The 23,265-nt window shown below is 35.2% G+C and carries 27 protein-coding genes; all 27 read left to right on the top strand.

The genetic code is table 11. The features are described 5' to 3' along the window. Positions 1-24: 24 nt before the first annotated feature. The 27 genes from ACYUJ6_RS14840 (at position 25) to ACYUJ6_RS14710 (ending at position 23,208) form a co-directional block, all read left to right on the top strand. On the top strand, positions 25-231 hold the full coding sequence (locus ACYUJ6_RS14840; protein WP_461843476.1) for a hypothetical protein: 207 nt from the start codon (positions 25-27) through the stop codon (positions 229-231). Further along, on the top strand, positions 224-565 hold the full coding sequence (locus tag ACYUJ6_RS14835; RefSeq protein WP_461843475.1) for an rRNA biogenesis protein rrp5: 342 nt from the start codon (positions 224-226) through the stop codon (positions 563-565). Before ACYUJ6_RS14840 ends, ACYUJ6_RS14835 begins: the two co-directional genes overlap by 8 nt. After that, complete coding sequence (locus tag ACYUJ6_RS14830) at positions 558-1,721, top strand: DUF2800 domain-containing protein (RefSeq protein WP_461843474.1); 1,164 nt, start codon at positions 558-560, stop codon at positions 1,719-1,721. The genes ACYUJ6_RS14835 and ACYUJ6_RS14830 overlap by 8 nt, the downstream gene beginning before the upstream one ends. Continuing rightward, positions 1,699-2,247, top strand: a complete 549-nt coding sequence (locus tag ACYUJ6_RS14825; protein ID WP_461843473.1) for a DUF2815 family protein — start codon at positions 1,699-1,701, stop codon at positions 2,245-2,247. Before ACYUJ6_RS14830 ends, ACYUJ6_RS14825 begins: the two co-directional genes overlap by 23 nt. Positions 2,248-2,322: 75 nt before the next feature. Next, the gene (locus tag ACYUJ6_RS14820) at positions 2,323-4,272 is read left to right on the top strand and encodes a DNA polymerase (protein WP_461843472.1); all 1,950 of its coding nucleotides are present in this window, start codon (positions 2,323-2,325) and stop codon (positions 4,270-4,272) included. A gap of 108 nt (positions 4,273-4,380) precedes the next feature. Continuing rightward, the gene (locus tag ACYUJ6_RS14815; protein WP_461843471.1) at positions 4,381-5,154 is read left to right on the top strand and encodes a phage antirepressor; all 774 of its coding nucleotides are present in this window, start codon (positions 4,381-4,383) and stop codon (positions 5,152-5,154) included. A gap of 4 nt (positions 5,155-5,158) precedes the next feature. Continuing rightward, positions 5,159-5,593 carry a DUF7768 domain-containing protein gene (locus tag ACYUJ6_RS14810; protein WP_461843470.1) on the top strand — a complete coding sequence of 145 codons (435 nt, stop codon included), beginning with the start codon at positions 5,159-5,161 and terminating at the stop codon, positions 5,591-5,593. Next, positions 5,590-7,953, top strand: coding sequence for a virulence-associated E family protein (locus ACYUJ6_RS14805; RefSeq protein ID WP_461843469.1), 2,364 nt, complete (start codon positions 5,590-5,592; stop codon positions 7,951-7,953). The genes ACYUJ6_RS14810 and ACYUJ6_RS14805 overlap by 4 nt, the downstream gene beginning before the upstream one ends. Before the next feature lie 220 nt (positions 7,954-8,173). Beyond that, a complete protein-coding gene (locus ACYUJ6_RS14800; RefSeq protein ID WP_461843468.1) occupies positions 8,174-8,455 on the top strand; it encodes a VRR-NUC domain-containing protein in 282 nt (93 codons plus the stop codon). Continuing rightward, entirely contained in the window at positions 8,436-9,797 is a 1,362-nt protein-coding gene (locus ACYUJ6_RS14795; RefSeq protein ID WP_461843467.1) for an SNF2-related protein, read from the top strand. Before ACYUJ6_RS14800 ends, ACYUJ6_RS14795 begins: the two co-directional genes overlap by 20 nt. Beyond that, positions 9,790-10,011 (top strand): hypothetical protein, encoded by a 222-nt coding sequence (locus ACYUJ6_RS14790; RefSeq protein ID WP_461843466.1) that lies wholly within the window; start codon positions 9,790-9,792, stop codon positions 10,009-10,011. Before ACYUJ6_RS14795 ends, ACYUJ6_RS14790 begins: the two co-directional genes overlap by 8 nt. A gap of 1 nt (position 10,012) precedes the next feature. Further along, a complete protein-coding gene (locus ACYUJ6_RS14785; RefSeq protein WP_217821423.1) occupies positions 10,013-10,441 on the top strand; it encodes a DUF1492 domain-containing protein in 429 nt (142 codons plus the stop codon). 114 nt (positions 10,442-10,555) lie between these two features. Further along, the gene (locus ACYUJ6_RS14780) at positions 10,556-10,933 is read left to right on the top strand and encodes an HNH endonuclease (protein WP_461843465.1); all 378 of its coding nucleotides are present in this window, start codon (positions 10,556-10,558) and stop codon (positions 10,931-10,933) included. Between the two features lie 273 nt (positions 10,934-11,206). Continuing rightward, positions 11,207-12,451 (top strand): site-specific DNA-methyltransferase, encoded by a 1,245-nt coding sequence (locus ACYUJ6_RS14775; RefSeq protein WP_461843464.1) that lies wholly within the window; start codon positions 11,207-11,209, stop codon positions 12,449-12,451. 68 nt (positions 12,452-12,519) lie between these two features. Next, the gene (locus ACYUJ6_RS14770; protein WP_461843463.1) at positions 12,520-12,831 is read left to right on the top strand and encodes a DUF6329 domain-containing protein; all 312 of its coding nucleotides are present in this window, start codon (positions 12,520-12,522) and stop codon (positions 12,829-12,831) included. Between the two features lie 239 nt (positions 12,832-13,070). Beyond that, complete coding sequence (locus tag ACYUJ6_RS14765) at positions 13,071-13,808, top strand: virulence-related protein (protein ID WP_461843462.1); 738 nt, start codon at positions 13,071-13,073, stop codon at positions 13,806-13,808. Next, positions 13,801-14,007 carry a gamma-glutamylcyclotransferase gene (locus ACYUJ6_RS14760; protein WP_461843461.1) on the top strand — a complete coding sequence of 69 codons (207 nt, stop codon included), beginning with the start codon at positions 13,801-13,803 and terminating at the stop codon, positions 14,005-14,007. Before ACYUJ6_RS14765 ends, ACYUJ6_RS14760 begins: the two co-directional genes overlap by 8 nt. Positions 14,008-14,062: 55 nt before the next feature. Then, positions 14,063-14,533: a phage terminase small subunit P27 family gene (locus ACYUJ6_RS14755; RefSeq protein ID WP_122057954.1), complete on the top strand. Its 471-nt coding sequence runs from the start codon at positions 14,063-14,065 to the stop codon at positions 14,531-14,533. A 2-nt stretch (positions 14,534-14,535) separates the two neighbouring features. Beyond that, positions 14,536-16,086, top strand: a complete 1,551-nt coding sequence (locus tag ACYUJ6_RS14750) for a terminase large subunit (protein ID WP_461843460.1) — start codon at positions 14,536-14,538, stop codon at positions 16,084-16,086. 11 nt (positions 16,087-16,097) lie between these two features. Continuing rightward, positions 16,098-17,378: a phage portal protein gene (locus tag ACYUJ6_RS14745; RefSeq protein WP_461843459.1), complete on the top strand. Its 1,281-nt coding sequence runs from the start codon at positions 16,098-16,100 to the stop codon at positions 17,376-17,378. Next, positions 17,371-18,201, top strand: a complete 831-nt coding sequence (locus ACYUJ6_RS14740) for a head maturation protease, ClpP-related (RefSeq protein WP_461843458.1) — start codon at positions 17,371-17,373, stop codon at positions 18,199-18,201. Before ACYUJ6_RS14745 ends, ACYUJ6_RS14740 begins: the two co-directional genes overlap by 8 nt. Continuing rightward, positions 18,198-19,481 carry a phage major capsid protein gene (locus ACYUJ6_RS14735; RefSeq protein ID WP_461843457.1) on the top strand — a complete coding sequence of 428 codons (1,284 nt, stop codon included), beginning with the start codon at positions 18,198-18,200 and terminating at the stop codon, positions 19,479-19,481. The genes ACYUJ6_RS14740 and ACYUJ6_RS14735 overlap by 4 nt, the downstream gene beginning before the upstream one ends. 180 nt (positions 19,482-19,661) lie before the next feature. Next, positions 19,662-20,120: a hypothetical protein gene (locus ACYUJ6_RS14730; RefSeq protein WP_461843456.1), complete on the top strand. Its 459-nt coding sequence runs from the start codon at positions 19,662-19,664 to the stop codon at positions 20,118-20,120. 175 nt (positions 20,121-20,295) lie between these two features. Next, positions 20,296-20,751: an AraC family transcriptional regulator gene (locus tag ACYUJ6_RS14725; protein ID WP_461843455.1), complete on the top strand. Its 456-nt coding sequence runs from the start codon at positions 20,296-20,298 to the stop codon at positions 20,749-20,751. A 165-nt stretch (positions 20,752-20,916) separates the two neighbouring features. After that, positions 20,917-21,774, top strand: coding sequence for an AraC family transcriptional regulator (locus ACYUJ6_RS14720; RefSeq protein ID WP_461843454.1), 858 nt, complete (start codon positions 20,917-20,919; stop codon positions 21,772-21,774). A 233-nt stretch (positions 21,775-22,007) separates the two neighbouring features. After that, the gene (locus ACYUJ6_RS14715) at positions 22,008-22,640 is read left to right on the top strand and encodes a CatB-related O-acetyltransferase (RefSeq protein WP_461843453.1); all 633 of its coding nucleotides are present in this window, start codon (positions 22,008-22,010) and stop codon (positions 22,638-22,640) included. 106 nt (positions 22,641-22,746) lie between these two features. Then, complete coding sequence (locus ACYUJ6_RS14710; RefSeq protein ID WP_461843452.1) at positions 22,747-23,208, top strand: hypothetical protein; 462 nt, start codon at positions 22,747-22,749, stop codon at positions 23,206-23,208. The last annotated feature ends 57 nt before the right edge of the window (positions 23,209-23,265 follow it).

Genomic DNA, 23,265 nt, shown 5'->3' with positions numbered 1-23,265 from the left:
ACCCCTCAGAAAGGAGCAAAAGCTATGAGTTTAAAACATAAAGTATGTATCAACATTGCACATCCAAGTGGTAACCCTAATCCTGTTATCGAGAGTGGTACAATGCAACTCCGAAAAAGATTATTGAATTTTCTTTTCGGTGAAAAAGTGAATGTACTTGTGCTTACACCGGGTGACTCGGTTGAAACTGTGGAAATTCATGAACTTAAAGGAGGTGAAAGCGGTGAGTAAAATAAAGTTGCTGTTTGATGTGGTGTCAGATATGCGTTCTTTGGCAGATAGCTTGCAGGCTGTTTGTGATGCAATGGCAGAAAGTGAACCTACAGATGCAGATAAGAAGCCTACTTCAGTTAAAGGGTCAGAGCCAAAGAAAACAGCAAAGTCAGTTAATAAGAAAATTAAGCTTGAGGATGTAAGGGCTGTTCTTGCAGAAAAGAGTCAAGCCGGCATGACTGCCAAGGTGCGTGAAATTATTCAGAAATACGGTGCGGCAAAGCTAAGTGAGGTTAATCCTAAGCATTATGCTGATATTTTGAAAGATGCGGAGGGACTTATAGATGGGTAGTCATGCGATACTTTCTGCATCAGGATCACATAGGTGGCTCAACTGCCTGCCATCGGCAAGGCTGGAACTTGAATTTGAAGATAAAGAAAGCACAGCAGCTGCTGAAGGTACTGCCGCCCATGCTCTTTGTGAGTATAAACTTCGAAAAGTACTTAGGATGAGGAGTAAAAGACCAGTATCAAGTTATGATACTGATGAAATGGAAGAACACAGTGATGCCTATGTAGATTTTGTAATGGAGCAGTTGGAAATAGCAAAACAAAGTTGCAGTGATCCACTGATACTTATTGAACAGAAGCTGGATTTTTCTTCTTATGTTCCACAGGGATTTGGCACAGGGGATTGCATTATTATTGCTGATGAGGAACTCTATATTATTGATTTTAAATATGGCATGGGAGTTTTGGTAGATGCAGTAGACAATCCTCAAATGAAACTGTATGCATTAGGTGCTTTGGAAATCTATGATAGCCTCTATGATATTAAGGAAGTATCTATGACAATATTCCAACCACGTAGGGAGAATATCAGCACATGGACAATTTCAGTGGAAGAATTAAAGGATTGGGCAGAAAATGAACTAAAGCCAAAGGCTCAGATGGCAATTAACGGTGAGGGAGAATACCTACCTGGAGAATGGTGTACTTTTTGTAAAGCATCAGTAAAATGTCGTGCAAGAGCAGAGGCAAAATTAGAACTTGCAAGATCTGAGTTTATGTTTCCACCTCTTTTAACGGATATGGAGATAGAAGAAATTCTTCATAAAATACCAGACCTAACTAAGTGGGCAAATGAAATTATGGTATATGCCACAGATGCTGCCATCAACCATGGTAAAAAGTGGAGTGGATTTAAAGTAGTAGAGGGTCGATCTAATCGCAAGTATAAAAATGAAGATGCTGTGGCAGATGCAGCTAAGACAAATGGTTATAAAGATATCTACCATCAGAGACTTATCACCATTACTGAAATGCAGAAACTTATGGGTAAGAAACAATTTGAGAAAATTTTAGGTGACCTTATCTATAAACCACCAGGAAAGCCGACACTGGTTCCAATTACAGATAAAAGAACGGCTATGAATACATCAAATGCAAATAACGAATTTAATGAAATTATGGAGGATGAAGATTATGATAAATCAAAACAAAACTAAGGTTATTACAGGGACAAACACTCGTTTGAGCTATTTCCACGGTTGGGAGCCGGTATCAATTAATGGGGGTGCTGAAAAATACAGCGTATCAGTACTCATCCCTAAGACGGATACAGAAACTATCAATGCTATTAATGCAGCAATAGATACAGCAATCGAAGAAGGAATTTCAAAGTTCGGTGGTAAAAAACCAAATAAAGCTACTATTAAACTACCTTTAAGGGATGGAGATGCTGAGCGTGATGATGAAGCATACAAAGGGCATTATTTTGTAAATGCCAATAGCATAACAGCACCTCAGATTGTAGATAAGGCAGTAAAGCCTATACTTGATCGTAATGAAGTGTATAGTGGCTGCTATGCAAGAGTATCTTTAAATTTCTATGCTTTCAACAGTAATGGCAACAAAGGTGTTGCATGTGGACTTGGTAACATTCAAAAAATTAAGGATGGCGAGCCTTTAGGTGGCAGAACAAATGCAGCTGATGATTTCACAACTGTGGAAGATGATGATTTTTTAGCATAAGAAAAATAAATATAAAGACAAGGTGATGGAGGACATTCTTCTGCCACCTTGTTTGCTTTTGAAAGGATGGTATATATGAAATATATTTCAATAGACATTGAGACCTTTTCAAGTGTCAATCTTCAAAAGTCAGGTGTATACCGTTATGCCGAGAGCGAGACTTTTGACATTCTTCTGTTTGGATATTCAGTAGATGGAGGAGAGGTGAAGGTGATTGACCTTGCTAGAGGTGAGAAAATTCCAATTGAAATTATAAATGCTCTTACCGATGATTCTGTTATTAAATGGGCATTCAACGCACAGTTTGAAAGAATCTGCTTATCAAAGTGGCTTGGTATGAAAGCAGGTACTTATCTTTCACCAAAGTCATGGCATTGCACCATGATTTGGTCGGCAACTTTAGGACTTCCATTATCCCTTGAGGGTGTTGGGGCAGTATTGGGTCTTAAAAAACAAAAATTATCAGAAGGTAAAAATCTAATTAAATATTTTTGTATTCCATGTTCTCCAACTAAATCAAATGGTGGACGTACTCGGAATCTACCAAACCATGACATAGAAAAATGGAAAATGTTCACCTTCTATAACAAGCGTGATGTGGAAACAGAAATGGCGATACAAAATAAATTATCTAAATTTCCTGTATCCAAAACCGAATGGCAGAATTACCACTTAGACCAGATAATCAATGACGGTGGTATTAATCTTGATATGGATTTTGTAAAACAGTCAATTTTCTGCGATGAAAAATTCAAAGCAGAAAATATGGAAAAAGCAAAGAAGTTAACAGGTCTTGAAAACCCTAATTCTCCTGCACAATTAAAGGACTGGCTTCTTAAGCAAGGTATGAAAACAGATTCTCTTTCCAAGGCAGTAGTTTCGGAGTTACTTCAAGATTCAGATGGAGAAATACATGAGACGCTTTCAATTAGACAGCAGCTTGCAAAAAGCAGCGTAAAGAAATATACATCAATGGAAAATGTGGTTTGTAGTGACAGCAGAGCCAGAGGTTTAATTCAGTTTTATGGTGCAAATAGAACAGGGCGCTATTCAGGTAGGCTCATCCAGGTGCAGAACCTGCCGCAAAACCATCTTCCGGATTTAAAGCAAGCTCGTTCTTTAGTGAAATCTGGAAACTTTACAGCTTTAGATTTACTTTATGACAGCATTCCAAGTGTGCTATCAGAACTAATTAGAACAGCTTTTATACCAAGGTATGGGAGTAGGTTTATTGTAGCAGATTTTTCTGCAATTGAGGCTCGTGTTATTGCATGGCTTGCTGGTGAGAGATGGAGAATGGATATATTTGCAGGTGGTGGAGATATTTATTGTGCTTCAGCATCACAGATGTTTAATGTTCCTGTTGAGAAAAACGGTATTAACGGGCATTTAAGGCAGAAAGGTAAAATAGCAGAATTAGCCTTAGGTTATGGCGGCTCAGTAGGAGCACTTAAAGCAATGGGAGCAATTCAAATGGGACTTGTTGAAGATGAGTTAAAACCTATCGTCAATGCGTGGAGAAATTCTAATCCTAATATAACTTCTCTTTGGTGGAGGATAGACCGTGCAGTAAAAACTGTAGTAAAAACAAAACAACCAATTGAGATATATGGTATCGGAATTTTTTATCAAAGTGGAATTCTATTTATTAAGCTGCCAAGTGGAAGAAAGCTTGCATATGTGAAACCTCTTATTGGAGAGAACAGATTCGATGGTGAGTCTGTCACCTATGAAGGTGTTGGTGGCACGAAAAAATGGGAACGAATAGAAAGTTATGGTCCTAAGTTTGTAGAGAATATTGTTCAGGCAATTAGCCGTGATATTTTAGCGGAGGCAATGCTTAGATTATCTGCTCATGGATTTAAAATTGTCATGCATGTTCATGATGAGGTGGTAATAGAAGCACCCAATAAAGTATCTTCTGTAGAAGAAATATGTAGGATTATGAGTGAAACACCAGCATGGGCAAAAGGACTGATTCTTAATGCTGATGGCTATGAATGTGAATTTTATAAAAAGGAATAAGGAACAAGAAGAATAAAAAGTTTTCAATATTTAGGGGTTCGATTACATTCAGTTTTTCGCTTATAGGCAGAGGGATATTTCCTCAATAAATTTAATGGAGGTATTCGTATGAGCGAAATACAAATTTTTAAAAATCCAGAGTTTGGCACAGTTAGAACCATTGAAGAAAATGGAAAGGTAATATTTTGTGGAACTGATATTGCATCATCACTAGGTTATACAAATCCACAAAAAGCAATTAAAGATCACTGCCGTGAAGATGGGGTAACGTTTCGTTCAGTCATCGACAATATTGGCAGAACCCAGCAGGCTAAGTTTATAGATGAAGGAAATCTATATCGTCTTATAATACACTCTAAATTACCTGCTGCAGAGCGTTTTGAACAATGGGTTTTTGACGAAGTTTTACCTTCTATTCATAAGCATGGTGCTTATATCACAACACAGAAGATGGAAGAAATTATGAATGACCCAGATTCATGGATAAAGCTATTGACTGCACTTAAGGCTGAAAGAGAAGAAAAAGAAAGTCTAAAAGTACAAGTAACAGAGGATAAGCCTAAGGTTGTTTTTGCTGATGCAGTATCGGTATCAGATGGAACAATACTTATAGGGGAACTTGCAAAAATTCTTAAAGGTAATGGCCTTGATATTGGACAAAACCGTTTGTTTGAACGCTTGCGTCAAGAAGGATTTCTTATTAAACGCAAAGGAACAGACTATAATGCTCCAACGCAAATGGCTATGAAATTAGGTTTGTTTAAAGTTAAAGAAACAGCAATTACACATTCTGATGGTCATGTAACAATTTCAAAAACAACAAAAGTTACAGGCAAAGGACAGCAGTATTTTATTAATCGATACTTAGAGGAGGTTAAGTAGTAGTATGGGGTTTAATAAGTTTAATTCCGAAGGCTATTATGACCCAACTCCTTATGCTGCAATTACAAATGTTATCAAAGAGGAGAAGGCAGAAAGGAATTCTGCTTTTAAGCCTCTTGTGTATATTTGTTCTCCTTATTCTGGCAATATTGAGGAAAATGTAAAAAAGGCACGTGCCTTCTGTAGGTTTGCATTGGAGATGAATTGTATCCCGCTTGCTCCACATTTGCTTTTCCCTCAGTTTATGGATGATGAAAATCCGCAGGAGCGGGAATTAGCTATGTTTATGAATGTGATCTTACTTGGAAAATGTAATGAACTATGGGTATTTGGAAATACCATATCAAATGGGATGACACAGGAAATAGAAAAGGCAAAGAAACGCAAGCAGTTAATCAGATATTTCAATGAGAAGCCGCAGGAGGTAGGAAGTTTATGAAAATTGCAGTCGGCAATAGCCGTATGGATAAAAAGTGGAAAAACACAGATATTTCATGGAAGGATTTTTGCTCCCGCGTAAAAACTACGCAAAAAACAACAGAAACCATAGAAGAATACCGCAAACTAAAAAGGGGACAGCAGGATGATATTAAAGATGTAGGTGGATTTGTGGGCGGCTATTTAAGGCAGGGCAGACGTAAGAAAGGGCATGTGCTTTGCCGTTCTATTTTAACATTAGATATGGATTATGCAGCAGCAGATATATGGGAGAAAATTACAATGCTTTTTGATTTTAAATGCTGTATGTATTCAACCCATAAACATACACCAGAAAATCCAAGATTCCGTTTAATCATTCCACTTGCCCGTGAAATTAGTGAAGAAGAGTATGCCGCTGCTGCTCGTATGGTAGCAAAAGAAATAGGCATTGACCTTTTTGATGATACAACCTATGAGGCAGAACGTCTCATGTACTGGCCTTCCACATCTTCAAATGGTGTATTTGTATATAAAGAAAATGATGGAGCATTACTTGATCCAGATTTATATCTTGCCAAATATGATAATTGGCAAGATACCACTACTTGGCCAGTATCTTCACGTCAATCTGAAATTATTAAAAGAAGTTTAAAAGAACAAGCAGATCCTCTTTTAAAGGAAGGTGTAGTAGGAACATTCTGCCGTACTTATTCAATTCGTGATGTAATTGAAAAATTCTTAAATGATGTTTATGCGCCTTCAGCGATGGAAGGTAGATATGATTATATTCCTGCTGACAGCAGTGCTGGTGTAATAATCTATGATGATAAATTTGCATACAGCCATCATGCTACAGACCCTGCAAGTGGTCTGCTTTTAAATGCATTTGACCTTGTACGTATCCATAAATTTGGTTCTCTTGATGATAAAGCGGCTGTAAATACAGCTGCAGGTAAACTGCCGTCTTATGTGGCAATGTGTGATTTTGCAATTAAGGATACTGCAGTAAAAGAAGAATTTGCAAAAGAAAGACAAGCACAGGCAGAAGATGAATTTTCAGAGGATGATTGGCAGACTGCTTTAGAACTTGATAAGCAAGGTAAAGTAAAGGGTACTCTGGATAATATTGTGCTGATTTTGCGTAATGATGACAGGTTAAAGTCACTTGCTTTTAACTGCCATCGTGATGGTATAGATGCCAAAGGCGGGTTGCCTTGGAAGCAAATTAAGTACGGCTGGAATGATTCAGATAACTCATCTTTAAAGGTGTATCTAAGCAGTAAATATGGAATTTATGCTCCTGCTAAAACAAAAGATGCTGTGCTGGCAGTAGCTGCGGAAAGAGCTTATCATCCCATCAGGGAGTATCTTGATAATTTGCCCAAATGGGATGGTGTGGCCCGTGTAGAAAATCTTCTGATAGATTATTTTGGAGCAGCTGACAGTACATATACAAAAGCGGTGATTAGAAAAACAATGGTGGCGGCAGTTGCACGCATATATCAACCAGGAACAAAATTTGACAGCGTACTTATTTTAAATGGACCGCAAGGCATTGGCAAATCTACATTCTTTGCAAAACTAGCCGGAGAATGGTTTTCAGATAGCTTAACCATTACAGATATGAAAGATAAGGCGGGTCCAGAAAAGCTGCAGGGATATTGGATGCTTGAACTTGGGGAACTTGCTGGAATGCGTAAGACAGATGTTGAAATTGTTAAATCTTTTATTTCAAGAGTAGATGATAAATATAGAGCAAGCTATGGAGTAAATGTAGAAAACCATCCAAGACAGTGCATTATTGTCGGTTCTACTAATGCGGAGAATGGATTTTTACGAGATATTTCAGGCAACCGAAGATTTTGGCCAGTTCGTATCAGTGGCAATTCTGTTAAAAAATCATGGCAAATTACTACTGAAGAAGTGCAGCAGATTTGGGCAGAGACTAGCTATCTATATAAACAAGGCGAAAAACTTTATCTTGAAGGTGATGATGATGTTCTTGCGAGAGGTGAACAAGCTGATGCCATGGAAACTGACGAGCGTGAAGGCTTGGTGCGTACTTATCTTGATATTCTTTTGCCAGAGGATTGGGGCACAATGTCTTTATACGAACGTAGAAATTTTCTTGGAGGCAGCGAATTTGGAGGCAGCACCCGTGTAGGTACTGTAAAACGAAACCTTGTCTGCAACATGGAAATTTGGTGTGAGTGTTTTGGCAAAGATGCATCTTCTATGAAAACAGCAGATTCTTATGCGATTGGAGCCATTATGAGAAAAATCAGTGACTGGAGCAAGTACTGTGGAAACAAAAACGGAACAAGCAATTTTCCTATCTATGGAAAGCAGCGTGCTTATTCCAGAGTAAAGGAACGTTAGCAGGGCTGTACCATACTCTGTTTCTAAATTGGTTCACTTAAAAAGCTAGTGAATTAAAGAAAAATAAGCTATATAGAATAGGTGGAACAAGTTAAAATCTATATAAACAAAAAATAATAAAAAAGAAAGAAGTGAGTGTGTGCAGGTGTATGTATGTGCGCATATAGGAAATTAGTTCAAATTTGTTTTCTTGTTCTAATTTAAAAATTGGGAGGCATTTATGCTTGAAAAATATATTGAAAATAAACTTGTAACAGCAGTTAAAAAGATGGGAGGCATTTGTCCTAAGTTTGTATCTCCTAGATTTGATGGAGTGCCAGACCGACTAGTGCTTTTGCCACATGGCAAGTTCGCCTTTGTTGAATTAAAGGCAAAAGGTAAGAAATTAAGACCACTGCAAGTAAAGAGAAAAAGACAGCTGGAGCAGCTAGGATTTTTGGTTTACTGCATAGATGATGCAAGTCAGATTGGAGGAATTTTAAGTGAAATACAATCCTCATGATTATCAAAGATTTGTAACTAAATTCATATTAGAAAATCCTATCGCAGCAGTACTACTTGATATGGGTTTAGGTAAAAGTGTAATAACACTTACTGCAATATTTGATCTTTGCCTTGATAGCTTTGAAGTTAGTAAAGTATTAGTTATTGCACCATTAAGAGTTGCTAGAGATACTTGGCCTTTAGAAATAAAAAAATGGGGTCATCTTAATGAACTTACTTATTCAGTAGCTATAGGAAGTGAAACTCAAAGAAAATCAGCACTAATGCAAAAAGTAAATATTTATCTTATCAATCGTGAAAATGTGGACTGGCTGATAAATGAGAGTGGTCTGCCTTTTGACTACGATATGGTTGTAATTGATGAATTGTCATCCTTTAAATCTTATAGTGCTAAGAGATTTAAAAGTTTATTAAAGGTAAGACCTAAAGTAAAACGAATTGTAGGACTTACTGGAACGCCAAGCAGTAACGGATTAATGGATTTATGGGCAGAGTTTAGGCTACTTGATATGGGGGAAAGGCTTGGAAGATTTATTACTCATTATCGAAATAACTTCTTTGACCCAGATAAAAGAAATCAGCAGATGGTGTTTAGTTATAAACCTAAAGCAGGTGCTGAAGATGCAATTTATCGCCTTATTTCAGATATTACAATTTCTATGAAAAGTACGGATTATTTGAAAATGCCAGAATGCGTTATAAATGAGGTAGTTGTAACGCTTTCAGAAAAAGAAAGTAAAGCTTATGATGACATGAAGCAAGATTTGGTTCTATCCCTCAAAGATGAAGAAATAGATGCTGTAAATGCTGCAGCTTTATCAAATAAGCTTTGTCAGATGGCAAATGGTGCTGTGTATGGTGAGAACAAGCAAGTGTTTAGGATACATGATAAAAAACTTGATGCACTAGAAGATTTAATTGAATCAGCAAATGGAAAGCCAGTGCTTGTGGCTTATTGGTTTAATCACGATTTAGAAAGAATTAAAAAGAGGTTTAAGGTTCGTGAAATAAAAACTTCAATAGATATTAAGGATTGGAATAATGGAGAAATAGAAGTAGCAGCAATTCACCCAGCATCAGCAGGACATGGACTGAACCTTCAAGCTGGAGGTTCAACTCTTATATGGTTTGGGCTTACTTGGAGTTTAGAGCTTTATCAGCAAACAAATGCAAGATTGTGGAGGCAAGGACAAAATGAAACAGTTGTTATCCACCACATTATTACTAAAGGGACTATTGATGCGGATATAATGAGAGCTTTAAAACGAAAAGAAAAAGTGCAATCAGATTTAATAGACGCGGTAAAGGCTAAGTTAAAGGAGGAGAAAACTTATGAATAAAAATTGCTTTGCAAATAAAAACAGTAGGTGTAAAATCCTTAACGATATACAGTGTGCTAATAATAGTTGTTCATTCTTCAAAACTGAAGAGGAGCAAGAGGAAAGCATTAATAGAGCAAATGCTCGTATTGCTTCACTAGATAAGGCAATTCAAAAAAGTATTGCTGATACTTATTACAATGGCAAAATGCCTTGGATAGAGGGGGACAAGTAAGATGACAGCGAAACAATATTTATCACAGGCATACAGAATTGACCAAAGGATAAACAGTAAACTTGAGCAGATAGTTTCCTTAAGGGCATTAGCTGCAAAAGCTACATCCACATTAAGTGATACACCTCCTAGTGGAACACGTAATGTGCATTCTATGGAGGACACAATAACTAAGATGGTGGATTTAGAAAATGAAATAAATGCGGATATAAACACATTAGTTGATTTAAAGAGGGAATTCGTATTTATTATAAAAAAGATTAGCAACCCTGAATACCAAACATTGCTGGAACTTAGATATCTTTGCTTTAAGACCTGGGAACAGATAGCAGTAGAGATGGGGTATGACTTACGTTATATTCATAAACTTCATGGAAAGGCATTAGAAAATTGTGAGATAAATTTAAAAGAGGACACTAAAAGACACTGAAAGACACCCTAGAAAAATGATATAGTTATAATAGAAAAGTAAAAAGAAAATGCAAAAAGTCATCACAGACAAACTGTAGTGACTTTTTATTTTGATAAAAATGAGGTGAACCAATTGCCAAGAAAACCAGCTAGACCTTGCAGTTATCCAGGATGCCCTGAACTTACAAGTGAAAGATACTGCAGCAAGCATCAAAAAGAAATAGAAAGTAAGTACAACAAAACAAGCAGACCTTTTAAGAAACTCTACAACAGCAGGTGGAGAAAGATTAGAAAACAATTTTTAAAAGAGCATCCTCTCTGTAAAGAATGTAAGAAACAAGGAGTAATTACTGCCGCAGAAGTAGTAGATCATGTTATACCTCACAAAGGTAATGAAGAACTTTTCTGGGATGAGAGCAACTGGCAGTCTTTATGCAAGCATCATCATGATGTTAAGACTGCAAAGGAAGATGGTAGGTTTGGAAATAAGAATAAAGTTTATTCTTATTAAGTTATCAACAGAAACCTGTCAATAACCTGTGAACAACTTGTTGATAACTTTTTTGAAGAGGTAGGGGGTATAATTTCCTCTGTGGTTGTGCTGAAAGGCCGGGTGGCCCCCTTCGTGTAGATTTTCGAGAAATTCCAGAGGGGGGTATAGAAAAAGTTTGAAAATTAAAAACTTTGAATTTAAAGGGATTAGGCGAGGTTATGTCTTTAAAAAGTAGTGTTAAAACATATACTTTTCATGGTGTTTTTTATTGATTTTAAGGAAGGTGAAAAAGTGGACATTCAGAAGATAGCTGTTGAGAAACTTAATCCAGCTAAATATAATCCAAGAAAAGATTTAAAGCCGGGAGATCCTGAATATGAAAAGCTTAAAAGATCAATTGAAACCTTTGGATATGTAGAACCTGTAATTTGGAATAAGAAAACAGGAAATATTGTGGGGGGACATCAAAGATTTAAAGTTTTAAAACAGGAAGGTGCAAAGGAAATTGAATGTGTAGTTGTTGATATAAGTTCAGATGAGGAGAAGGCATTGAATGTAGCTCTTAATAAAGTAAGTGGAGAATGGGATATGCCAAAGTTAGCTGATATTTTAGAGGATCTTGATAAATCTATGTTTGATATCTCTCTTACAGGATTTGATGCGGCAGAGATTGAAGATTTATTTTCTAAAGTTCATGATAAAGATGTTAGTGATGATAACTTTGATGAAGATAAAGCTCTTGAAGAAATAGAAGAACCTATAACAAAAGCAGGTGATCTATGGATTTTAGGAAAACATAGATTAATTTGTGGTGACAGCACTAAATCTTCTGATATTGAAAAACTTATGAATGGGAAAAAGGCTAATCTATGTGTTACTGATCCACCTTACAACGTTAACTATTCAGCAGGAAAAGAAAATGCAAGAGTTATAAAAAATGACAGCATGGACGATAAAAGTTTTCATGAATTTTTATTGGCTGCTTTTAAAAATATCTATTCAGTATTGGACGATGGTGCAGGAACGTATATTTTCCATGCGGATACAGAAGGATTGAACTTTAGAAAGGCTTTTAGAGAAGCTGGCTTTCATCTTTCAAGTGTATGTGTTTGGGTAAAGCAGTCGTTGGTTTTAGGAAGAAGTGATTATCAATTCCAGCATGAGCCTGTACTTTATGGCTGGAAACCAACAGGGAAGCACAGATGGTATTCAGATAGGAAACAGACAACTGTATGGAATTTTGATAGACCAACGAAAAGTCCAGAACATCCAACAATGAAGCCAGTACCATTAATAGCATATCCAATTAAGAATAGCAGCATGACAAACTGTATAGTATTTGAACCTTTTGCTGGAAGTGGATCTACTTTAATTGCCTGTGAACAAACAGACAGGATATGTTATGCAGCAGAGCTTGATGAAAAATATTGTGATGTTATTGTAAAAAGATATATAGAAACTGCTGGAGATGAAGGAGTTTTTCTAATTAGAGATGGCAAAAAGATAGAATATAAAAATGTATTTAAAGTTGAATAAAACCCTTGCTATTACTGTGCTTTAGAGTGATATATAGTATAACAAAAAAGCACATGGAGGGAAAGAAAATGAGAGCATTATTTGGGAGAAAGGTTTTGAATTTAAGGGAACTTGAGGAATTTACAAAAGAAGCTAAAAAGGATGGAATGAGAGGAACAGCTTATGAAGTTATAAAAGAAATAGAATTGAGTGATGATGAATTTGAACAGTTTGAAAAGGAACTTTGGAAGGATCAAACATGGATATCAGAAGAAGATGGCGGCTGCAACGAAAAAGGTGAGTTGAGATGCATAAGGGTAAAAAATACAAAAACAAATAAAAGTATCCTGGTAGATTCAGAAGGATATACATACCCAAGATACACAGCCATGGAAAAATAAAAAGCCTGCGGGGGCTTTTTTTAGTGTATAAATTTAACTGCTGCTAATGTAAAAATTATAATTGCTGAAATAGTTATAAGGGTATCTATTCTTATGAAACTTGATTTTTTCATTGATATCACCGCCTTGGTACTCATATTAGCCTTTATTCAAAGAAAATAAACATTTATAAATAACTTGATATATCTGTGCTTTAGAGTGATTAATGTAATAACAAAAAAGCACAGGAGGTAATTGATTTGGAAAGGAAAGAAACTGTAAAAATATTAGGTGAGCATTTTGGGGTGAAACCGGAATATATGGGAGTACCGAGTTCTGCTTACCAAATTAAATCACCACAAGGAATTATAACTGTTGATAAAGAAGGTGGGATTAAAAATTCAGAAGGCATAGAAGTGAAACTTGAAGAATTGTTAAATAATTTTAAGGAAGAACCAATAAAGGAAAAAAACATAGCCACAGAATTAACTTTTCCAATGGATGGGCATACAGGGATTACATTAAGAAATCTAATAAATATAATAAGCAGTAAGCAGACTCTTATAAAAAAGGCACTAGCAATTGAAACTGAGATTGTTACAGGAGAATTTGTGGAAGGTATAAACAATACAAGAATTGTAAGTATTGAAGATTTTAAAACAGCAGCTTTAGAAATTGGAGCTGAAAAGTGTCCGGGTATTAGTTTTGATTTTGAAAAAGGTGTTTTAGAATTTAAATTTATAAAAGGACTGGAGAATATTGAAATTGCTGCTCAATTTGCTGGGGCACTTAATGAAAGCTCAAAGAAGTTTAGACATTCTTCTCCGAAGGAAAGGCAAACGGATAATGAAAAATACACATTCAGAACTTGGCTTTTAAGGCTTGGATTTATAGGAGAAAGGTATAAAGAGGCAAGGAATCAATTACTTAGTAAGCTAGATGGCAACAGTGCTTTTAGAAAAGTTGTTAAGGAAGAGAGGAAAATAATAAATGGATAAGTTTTTTACTCAAAAAATCTGTAGCCGCTGTTGTGGAAGCCTTAAAAATGGTAGAATAATGTCTATGTATAATCAGGATTGCATATGCTTAAGCTGCAAAGATAAAGAAAAAAAACGTAATGATTACAAAGAAGCTGTAGAAGCTGAACATGAGGAGATTAAGAAAGGAAATTACAATTACAAAGGTATAAAAGGTTAAGATATGATAAGGGGTCTGCAAGTGTAGGCTCTTTTTTAATGGGGGAGGTGAAACCATGGCGACAAGAGGAAGAAAACCAAAGCCAACAGCTCTAAAAGTTCTTGAAGGAAATCCAGGAAAAAGACCATTAAATATAAATGAACCCAAACCTGAAAAGAAAGCTCCAAAATGTCCGTCATGGCTTGAACCGGAAGCTAAAAAAGAATGGAGAAGAATGACAAAGACATTAGAGAAAATAGGTGTACTTACAAAAGTTGATGCAGCTGCTTTTGCAGGTTACTGTCAAGCTTATGCAAGATGGAAGGAAGCAGAAGAATTTTTAACAAAGCATGGTACTATTTTTAAAACACCATCAGGATATATTCAACAGGTGCCGCAGGTTTCTATTGCTCAAACCTATCTTAAAATTATGAAGGACTTTTGCTCTGAATTTGGATTAACACCATCATCCCGTACTAGGATTAGAGTAGGTACAGAAACAGGTAAAACTGATGATCCTATGGAAGACATTCTAAGGATGGTGTAAAGATGTTTGATGAGGAGAAAGCAGAAAGGGTAGTAAATTTCATAAATAATTTAAAGCATACAAAAGGTGTGTGGCATGGAGTTTCTTTTGATTTATTACCCTGGCAGGATAAAATTATAAGAGATATATTTGGAAATGTTAAAGAAAATGGGTTCAGACAGTATAATACTGCATACGTAGAAATTCCAAAGAAAAATGGAAAATCTGAAATAGCAGCAGCTATAGCTCTTTATCTTACCTGTGCAGATAACGAATGGGGTGCAGAAGTCTATGGTTGTGCCGCAGACAGGCAGCAGGCATCTATAGTTTTTGATGTGGCAGTAGATATGGTGGACCAATGTCCGGCACTTAAAAAAAGAATAAAGCCTGTAATATCTCAAAAGAGATTGGTTTATATGCCTCTTGGAAGCTTTTATCAAGTTCTATCTTCAGAGGCATTTAGTAAACATGGACTTAATGTTCATGGAGTAATTTTTGATGAGTTACATGCACAGCCTAATAGAGAATTATATGATGTTATGACAAAGGGCAGTGGTGATGCAAGAATGCAGCCGCTGTTCTTTTTAATTACAACCGCTGGAACAGATAGAAATTCTATATGCTATGAGGTACATCAAAAGGCGGAGGATATTTTAAGGGGCAAGAAAATCGATAAAACTTTTTATCCAGTAATTTATGGTACTGCAGACAACGAAGATTGGGGAGATGAAGCTAATTGGTATAAAGCGAATCCTTCTCTTGGATATACCATACCTATTGAAAAGGTTAGGGATGCTTTTAATAGTGCAAAAGAAAATCCAGCTGAAGAAAATATATTCAGGCAGCTTAGACTTAATCAATGGGTTAAGCAATCTGTAAGGTGGATGCCTATGGATGTTTGGAATAAGTGTTCTTTTGAAGTTAATATTGAAAAACTTAAGTGCAGAGAATGTTATGGCGGCTTGGATCTTTCAAGTACAAATGATATTACTGCCTTTGTTTTAGTCTTTCCGCCAATAACTGAGGATGATAAATATTATGTTTTACCTTTTTTCTGGATACCGGAAGATAATTTGGAACTTAGGGTAAAAAGAGATCATGTTCCTTATGATGTATGGAAGAAGCAGGGCTTTCTTAAAACTACAGAAGGAAATGTCATACACTATGGTTTTATTGAAAGCTTTATTGAGGAGCTTGGTACACAATTTAACATAAAAGAAATAGCTTTTGACCGCTGGGGGGCTGTGCAGATGGTTCAAAACTTAGATGGTTTAGGTTTTACAGTAGTTCCCTTTGGCCAGGGTTATAAGGATATGAGTCCACCAACAAAAGAGCTTATGAAAATAACTCTGGAACAGAAAATAGCTCATGGAGGGCATCCTGTATTAAGTTGGATGATGGACAACATATTTGTAAGAACAGATCCAGCCGGAAATATAAAGCCGGATAAAGAAAAGTCCACTGAAAAAATAGATGGAGCTGTGGCTTTAATAATGGCTCTTGATAGGGCAATAAGACATGAATCTAAAGAATCAGTTTATGAAAAAAGAGGAATGAGAAGTTTACTTGATTAGGAAGTGATGTTTTGAAATTTATAGATAGATGTAAGCTTTTTTTAACTCCACAGAATGCATTATTTGAAGTACTGCAGAAATATTCGCAGGACTTTTTGAGTGGAGAAGAGGTTCCTACAGCAGATAATTCAACTATAGATGCTAATACAGCTATGAGTTTTACAGCAGTTTTTGCCTGCAACAGGGTACTTTCAGAAACTCTTGCCAGTTGTCCTATATTTTTATATGAGAAAGACAGTAAAGGCAATAGAGTTCAAGTTACAGATGCGCAGGAATATCAACTGATGCATTATACACCAAATTCAGAAATGACACCGGGTCAGTTTAAAGAAACAGGAATGAGTAATATGAACTTAGGCGGAAACTTTATAGCTCAAAAGGTATTTAATTTTCATGGTGATTTATTAGAACTTAGACCTATTTTATGGAACAGAGTAAGGATTGATATAGATAAAGACACAGGAAAGCTGCTTTACTTTATTGATGGTAAAACTGAGCCGAAGACAAGAGATGAAATACTGCATATACCGGGTTTAACTTTAGATGGTTATATAGGAGTAACACCTTTAACTTATGCGGCATTAACTATTGATATTGGATTATCTCAAGACAAATTTGAAAGAAATTTTTATCTTAATAGGGCATCGACAAGTGGAATATTTCAGTATCCTAATGAACTAGGAGACGAAGCTTTTAAGAGATTAAAAAAAGACATAAAGAAAAATTATACGGGACTTTCCAATGCAGGAGTACCAATGATACTTGAGGGTGGAGGTCAATTTAAAGAAGTTACTATGAAACTTACTGATGCACAGTTTTTAGAATCCAAGAGATTTAGGATAGAAGATGTATGTAGAATATTTAGAATACCACTTCATTTGGTACAAGATTTAACAAGATCCACGAACAATAATATAGAACATCAGAGCCTAGAGTTTATTGTTTATACAATGCTCCCTTGGTTTAAAAGATGGGAAGAAAATTTGAACTTGCAGCTGCTTTCAAATGAATCAAAAAGAAAAAATAGATATTTCGAGTTTAAAGTGGACGCACTTTTAAGAGGAGATGCACAGGCTAGAGCTTCAGCTTATGCACAGGGCAGACAATGGGGTTGGCTAAGTGTAAATGATATAAGAAGACTTGAAAATATGGACCCGATTGAAAATGGAGATATATATTTACAGCCTTTAAATATGAGTGAAGCAGGTTCTGCTGATACACAAAATGAGAACAAAGAGTTGGCAGAAAAAATATATGAAATAATCTCAAAAGGTGGTGAAAAGCATGAGTAAAGGTAAGAAGTTCTGGACATTTAATGCAAAAGAAAATAGTAATGAAGGAGAACTGCTTTTATATGGAGATATAAGTGATTCCACTTGGTGGGGAGACGAAATCACACCTAAAAATTTTAAGGAAGAATTAGATTCACTTGGAGATATTAAAACCTTAAATGTTTATATAAACAGCGGCGGCGGTGATGTGTTTGCAGGACAGGCGATATATTCCATGTTAAAAAGACATAGTGCAGCAGTTAATGTTTATGTAGATGGACTTGCAGCAAGTATAGCTTCAATAATTGCTATGGCAGGAGATAACGTTAAAATGCCTAAAAACGCAATGCTTATGGTGCACAATCCTTGGTCTTTTGGTATGGGTAATGCAAATGATTTTAGAAAGTTAGCTGATGATTTAGATAAAGTAAGAGAAAGTATGATCTCAGTATATGAAGATAAAACAGGAATGAAGAAAGAAAGTATAGTTGAACTGCTGGATGCAGAAACTTGGATGACAGCAGAAGAAGCAGTAGAATTTGGTTTTGCAGATGAAATTGAAGAAGAAAAACAAGTAGCAGCTTCGTTGAATAATAGAATATTTGCTATTAATGGATTAAAGGTTGATATTACTAGATATAAAAATCTTCAAGTAAGTAAAATTCAATTTGAAGAGCCAATTTCAAGTGAAAATAAAATTAAAGAACATCCTGCTGATATGGCAGAACCTAAAGAAAGAATTATAGATGATAATAAAATCACAGTGGAAAAGGCTGAAAAGCAAGTTCCCATAGATTTATACAAAAAACTAAATGAAATTCATGAGAGGAGATTTAATATATGAGTTTAAAAGAAATATTAAAACAAAAACTTGATTCTCAAGCAGCTATAGTGCAAGGTGCAATTAATGCAGCAAGGGCAATGAATGAAGATGAGCAAAAGTTATATGATGATTTAGAGGTAGAAATTAAAAATCTTGAAAAAACAATAGAAGCAGAAGACAAACTAAAAGAAAGAGAAAAGCTTAATAAGACACCAGTAAATGAGCCTATATATGCAAAGCCTAAAGATCCTAATGATAAAAAGTGGAAAGGCGGTATGGGAGAATTTCTTCAAGCTGTAGCAAAGGCATCTTCACCCGGTGGAATAATGGATAATAGGCTCATATATCAAAATTCAGCTTCAGGACTAAATGAGAATGTAAGTTCTGAAGGTGGATTTATGCTGGAAAATGATTTTATACAGGATATGTTTGATGTTATGATGTCCGAAAGTCAGGTCGCAAACAGAATAAGAATGATTCCAATTGGTGCAAATACAAATAGACTAAGAACTCTTGGAATTGATGAAACCAGCAGGGCTAATGGAAGCAGATGGGGCGGCGTTCAAGCTTACTGGATAGCTGAAGCAGAAACTGTTACAAAGTCAAAACCTAAGTTTAGAGAAATTGATATGGCACTTCAGAAATTACTGGCACTTTGTTATGTCACAGATGATTTACTTCAGGATGCAACGGCACTTGAAGCCATAGTAAAGCAGGCCTATGCAGATGAGATGTCCTTTAAAATTGACGATGCTGTAATAAATGGTACAGGTGTTGGAATGCCCCTCGGAATACTAAATTCAAGTGCACTTGTTTCATCAGCAAAAGAATCCGGACAAACTGCAGGTACCATAAAATATGAAAACATACTTAAAATGTGGAGTTCAATGCCAGCAAGGCTCAGGGCAAATGCTGTGTGGTATATCAATCAGGAAATTGAACCCCAGCTTTACACGATGGCACTTAATATAGGAACTGGTGGGGCACCTGTGTTTTTACCTTCCGGCGGAGCTTCAAGTTCACAATACAGCACCCTTTTAAACAGACCGATAATTCCAATAGAGCAGTGTTCAATGCTTGGTAAAAAAGGAGACATTATACTTGCAGATCCAACGCAGTATATAGGAATAGATAAAAAAGCACCAACAGCAGATGTGTCAATACATGTGAGATTTTTATATGATGAACAGGTCTTTAGGTTTATGTATAAATTCAATGGTGCACCATATAGAAATAAGCCTATTACACCTTATAAGGGAGCTAATGCGTTAAGTCCATTTGTGACTTTGGTTGATAGATAGGAACTCAGGGGGTTATATCAGAAATAACTTGAGAGTGTAAACTAATAGTAGTTTCTGATATAATATCTACAAATGTTATTACGACTTTGTAATTTATTATGACATACTGCTGTCATATTCAGTGTGATATTATATAAAAAATAAAAAGGTAATTATCCATATAAGGAGATGAATAAAACTATGGCTTATAAATTGAGGGAAGTAACAGTAAGAACGAATAATTCTGAAGAAGGAACAAAAGTAGTTAGTGAAATCTGGGAAGATATTGTCAGTGGAAAACTACCCATTCTTTTTGATACCGAGCATATGTTTCAACAAGGCGTCTCTCCAGTTTCAAAATACAGTAATTATTCCAGTGATGAAAGTGGGGATTATGACCTTACAATAATGGCTGTAACAGCTGGCTTTTTTCGAAAAATGGAAACAGCAGTAAGTAAATGCCTATATAAAAAATATGATGAAAAAGATGAAAGTGGAGAGATAGGTGTATGTACAAGAAAGGCATGGGAAAAAGTGTGGCTTGAACAAAAATCAGGCAATATAAAGAGAGCATTTACCCAAGATTATGAGAGTACCGTTCCCGGCGAATATACGAAAGATGGAAAACCACATTGTTATTTATATATTGCCATTAAGTAGAATAAAAAAATAAGATTGTGAACATAGTACAAAGCTGACAAATTCCAATTATTGTTTAAGGCTAAACATGATAAATGGTAATTTGACAAATTTAAAAAATAAGTTGAAATACATTTTAAAGCATTATATGATGAATTCAGGCATCGATGTACTCTATTAAAAAAGAAGGTAAGTTATGGATATTAATATTGAAATGATATCATCACATAAAATTGCTTATATACGAAAAACAGGTCCTTACGGTTCAGAGAATGTACAAATAATGGAACAATTAAAAAGTTGGGCTAGAGAAAAAAATTTATTTAATGAAAGTTCAATTATATTAGGAATAGCCCAAGATAACCCTCAATTCACAGAACCTAAAGATTGTCGTTATGATACATGTTTAGTTGTTTCGGATGAATTTGAGGTTGATAACAAGTATATTAATTTTGGAAAAACTATCAGTGGAAAATATTGCGTATTTAAAATAAGTCATACGATAGATGCTATGCAAAAAGCATGGATGGAGATATTTTCGGAGTTATCAAAAAGAAATTATGAATTTGATGATAGAAGACCTATTCTTGAACGCTATACAATGAAGATGATAAATAAGCATTATTGTGAAATTTGCGTACCAATATTATAAAAGAATATTAAAACAAATTCTAAATTTAAGATTGAGTATTATAAATAGTAATTTGATGTATAGGTTATTTAGTAATCTTTCTGGTAAGACAAAACATAACACAAAAAGTCGGGAATAACCGCTTGAAAAGAGATAAGATATATGTACAGACAGGGGATGATGATTATGGGATGGATTGAAGGAATCGGTGAAGCTATCAACTATATTGAGGAGAATATCACTGAAGAAATCACAATAAAAAATATTGCAAAAAAAACATTTATATCTCCGTTCTATTTCCAAAAAGGCTTTGCAATGCTTTGTGGTTTTACGGTCGGAGAGTATATCAGACAACGCAGGCTTACCCTTGCCGGTAGTGAGCTTGTTTCTACTGATGAAAAAATCATTGATATTGCACTGAAATATGGCTATGCCTCACCAGATAGTTTTACAAAAGCTTTTACTCGATTTCATGGTGTCACACCCACTGCTGTTCGAAAGGATGGAGCAATGATTAAATCGTTTGCTCCGCTGAAAATTAAATTTTTATTGGAAGGCGGTTATATTATGGATTACAAAATTGTTAAAAAAGATTCGTTTACTGTCATGGGCGTATCAAAGGTGTTTAAATATGATAGTGCAACTACAGAAATTCCACAGTTTTGGACAGAGCATTATCAAACAGGAAAGGGGAAATTTGTATGTGGAATGTACGGAATAAGCATAGATGAGAGCATGGGTTCAGATGAGTTTGAATATTTGATTGCAGACAATTATAATCCGTCCATAGAAATACCTAATGGTTTTGTTACAAAGATTATTCCTAAACACACGTGGGCTATTTTTGCTTGCAAGGGCGCAATGCCGAAATCTCTGCAAGATATGAACAGAAAAATCTTCTCAGAATGGCTGCCTAATTGCAAGGATTATGAAATTGCAGCAGGTTATAATATTGAAATGTACACTAATACAGCTGATTATCCGCAAGGTAATCAAGATGAAAACTACTACAGCGAAATTTGGATTCCAGTTAAGAAAAGATAACTACGTAAAAGAGCATAATTTGAAGTTCATCAAATTCCAAGTTTGTAAAGTTGATGCAGAGTAATTTTAATCCAGTTCTATCGTATCTTTCTTTTGCGGCGAAAAAGTAAATAAAATACTAGGATACAAACTAATAAATAATAGTTATTATTTAAGGAGTGGTTTTGTGAAGAAATGCATTGTAATAATGGGATAGTCAAAAAGTATCATAATATAAAGAGGGGAGAGTTAAAATGACTATTCCAAATTTAAATAAAGTATATCCAAGAAGTAACGATTACCAAACAGTATATCTTAAAAATGTAATTACTAGAGACAATATAAAAGTTGGAGATTATACAATATATAATGATTTTTATAATGACCCAAGGGATTTTGAGAAAAATAATGTATTATATCAGTATTCTGTAAACAATGATAAATTAATAATTGGGAAGTTTTGTTCAATTGCGTGTGGAGTAAAGTTTCTCATGACTAGTGGGAACCATACAATGAAATCATTATCTACGTATACATTTCCAATATTTTATGAGGAATGGGGTTTAGACGTCAGCCATATAACAGATGCTTGGGATAATAAGGGGGATATTGTAGTTGGCAATGATGTGTGGATAGGATATGACTCTATAATTATGTCAGGTGTGAAAATTGGAGATGGTGCAATTATTGGAACTAGAGCAGTAGTTACTAATGATGTTCCACCATATGCTATTATTGGAGGAGTACCAGCAAAGATTATAAAGAAAAGGTTCAGTGATGAGGTGATTTTTAAGTTGGTGAAAATTAAGTGGTGGGATTGGTCATATGAAAAGATCCAGGCAAATATTCAATACATTCAATCGGGTAATATTGATAAATTAGAGTGATATTTTATATTACATTCTTCTTATAATATGCTAAAAAGGCTTGCTTACAAGTAAGTCTTTTTGCTGTGCATTTATACCAATAAATTTTAAAGGAGGAAAATGAATTATGGCAGTAATTGAAAAGTACAAAGTAACACAGGCCTTTGAGCCTAAAACTACAAATGCCACAATAACAAGTGACTATGTAACTCTTAAAAATGCTATTACAGCAACAGTTGTTGTAAATCTAGCCCAAACAGTGGGACATACAACACAAATTTCTTTATACCAGGCACAAGATATAGAAGGAACTAGTGCAAAGCCTTTATCAAATGATGTCCCTATACTTGCAAATGAAGATGTTGGGGCAAGTGATACATTAATAAGACAAGCAGATGGAGTAAGTTATACTGTAGCAAATACTGCAAAGAATAAGCAGATAATATTTCACGTTGATCCAGCTAAACTTGATATAAATAATGAATTCACTTGTTTAAATGTGAGAATTGGAGCTAGTTCACAGGCTGCAAACTTTGCAAGTGGCGAATTTATATTGGATAACAAATATGCTGGGGATAAAAAAAATTAGATATTAGTTGATTAAATTTTGGGGAGCCATCTAGGCTCTTTTGTTTTTGGGGTGATT

It is taken from the genome of Clostridium sp. JNZ X4-2, from assembly GCF_054889485.1.
The sequence above is the reverse complement of the archived record's forward strand: the minus strand, read 5'-3'. Positions and strand labels throughout refer to the sequence as shown.

Excerpts from the sequence above, each read along its gene's own strand:
- ACYUJ6_RS14770 (WP_461843463.1), top strand. The coding sequence starts at position 12,520 with ATGAGAGCATTATTTGGGAGAAAGGTTTTGAATTTAAGGGAACTTGAG.
- ACYUJ6_RS14820 (WP_461843472.1), top strand. The coding sequence starts at position 2,323 with ATGAAATATATTTCAATAGACATTGAGACCTTTTCAAGTGTCAATCTT.
- ACYUJ6_RS14735 (WP_461843457.1), top strand. The coding sequence starts at position 18,198 with ATGAGTTTAAAAGAAATATTAAAACAAAAACTTGATTCTCAAGCAGCT.
- ACYUJ6_RS14760 (WP_461843461.1), top strand. The coding sequence starts at position 13,801 with ATGGATAAGTTTTTTACTCAAAAAATCTGTAGCCGCTGTTGTGGAAGC.
- ACYUJ6_RS14750 (WP_461843460.1), top strand. The coding sequence starts at position 14,536 with ATGTTTGATGAGGAGAAAGCAGAAAGGGTAGTAAATTTCATAAATAAT.
- ACYUJ6_RS14740 (WP_461843458.1), top strand. The coding sequence starts at position 17,371 with ATGAGTAAAGGTAAGAAGTTCTGGACATTTAATGCAAAAGAAAATAGT.
- ACYUJ6_RS14725 (WP_461843455.1), top strand. The coding sequence starts at position 20,296 with ATGGATATTAATATTGAAATGATATCATCACATAAAATTGCTTATATA.
- ACYUJ6_RS14840 (WP_461843476.1), top strand. The coding sequence starts at position 25 with ATGAGTTTAAAACATAAAGTATGTATCAACATTGCACATCCAAGTGGT.
- ACYUJ6_RS14790 (WP_461843466.1), top strand. The coding sequence starts at position 9,790 with ATGAATAAAAATTGCTTTGCAAATAAAAACAGTAGGTGTAAAATCCTT.
- ACYUJ6_RS14825 (WP_461843473.1), top strand. The coding sequence starts at position 1,699 with ATGATAAATCAAAACAAAACTAAGGTTATTACAGGGACAAACACTCGT.
- ACYUJ6_RS14800 (WP_461843468.1), top strand. The coding sequence starts at position 8,174 with ATGCTTGAAAAATATATTGAAAATAAACTTGTAACAGCAGTTAAAAAG.
- ACYUJ6_RS14730 (WP_461843456.1), top strand. The coding sequence starts at position 19,662 with ATGGCTTATAAATTGAGGGAAGTAACAGTAAGAACGAATAATTCTGAA.
- ACYUJ6_RS14805 (WP_461843469.1), top strand. The coding sequence starts at position 5,590 with ATGAAAATTGCAGTCGGCAATAGCCGTATGGATAAAAAGTGGAAAAAC.
- ACYUJ6_RS14785 (WP_217821423.1), top strand. The coding sequence starts at position 10,013 with ATGACAGCGAAACAATATTTATCACAGGCATACAGAATTGACCAAAGG.
- ACYUJ6_RS14715 (WP_461843453.1), top strand. The coding sequence starts at position 22,008 with ATGACTATTCCAAATTTAAATAAAGTATATCCAAGAAGTAACGATTAC.
- ACYUJ6_RS14830 (WP_461843474.1), top strand. The coding sequence starts at position 558 with ATGGGTAGTCATGCGATACTTTCTGCATCAGGATCACATAGGTGGCTC.
- ACYUJ6_RS14710 (WP_461843452.1), top strand. The coding sequence starts at position 22,747 with ATGGCAGTAATTGAAAAGTACAAAGTAACACAGGCCTTTGAGCCTAAA.
- ACYUJ6_RS14720 (WP_461843454.1), top strand. The coding sequence starts at position 20,917 with ATGGGATGGATTGAAGGAATCGGTGAAGCTATCAACTATATTGAGGAG.
- ACYUJ6_RS14755 (WP_122057954.1), top strand. The coding sequence starts at position 14,063 with ATGGCGACAAGAGGAAGAAAACCAAAGCCAACAGCTCTAAAAGTTCTT.
- ACYUJ6_RS14815 (WP_461843471.1), top strand. The coding sequence starts at position 4,381 with ATGAGCGAAATACAAATTTTTAAAAATCCAGAGTTTGGCACAGTTAGA.
- ACYUJ6_RS14810 (WP_461843470.1), top strand. The coding sequence starts at position 5,159 with ATGGGGTTTAATAAGTTTAATTCCGAAGGCTATTATGACCCAACTCCT.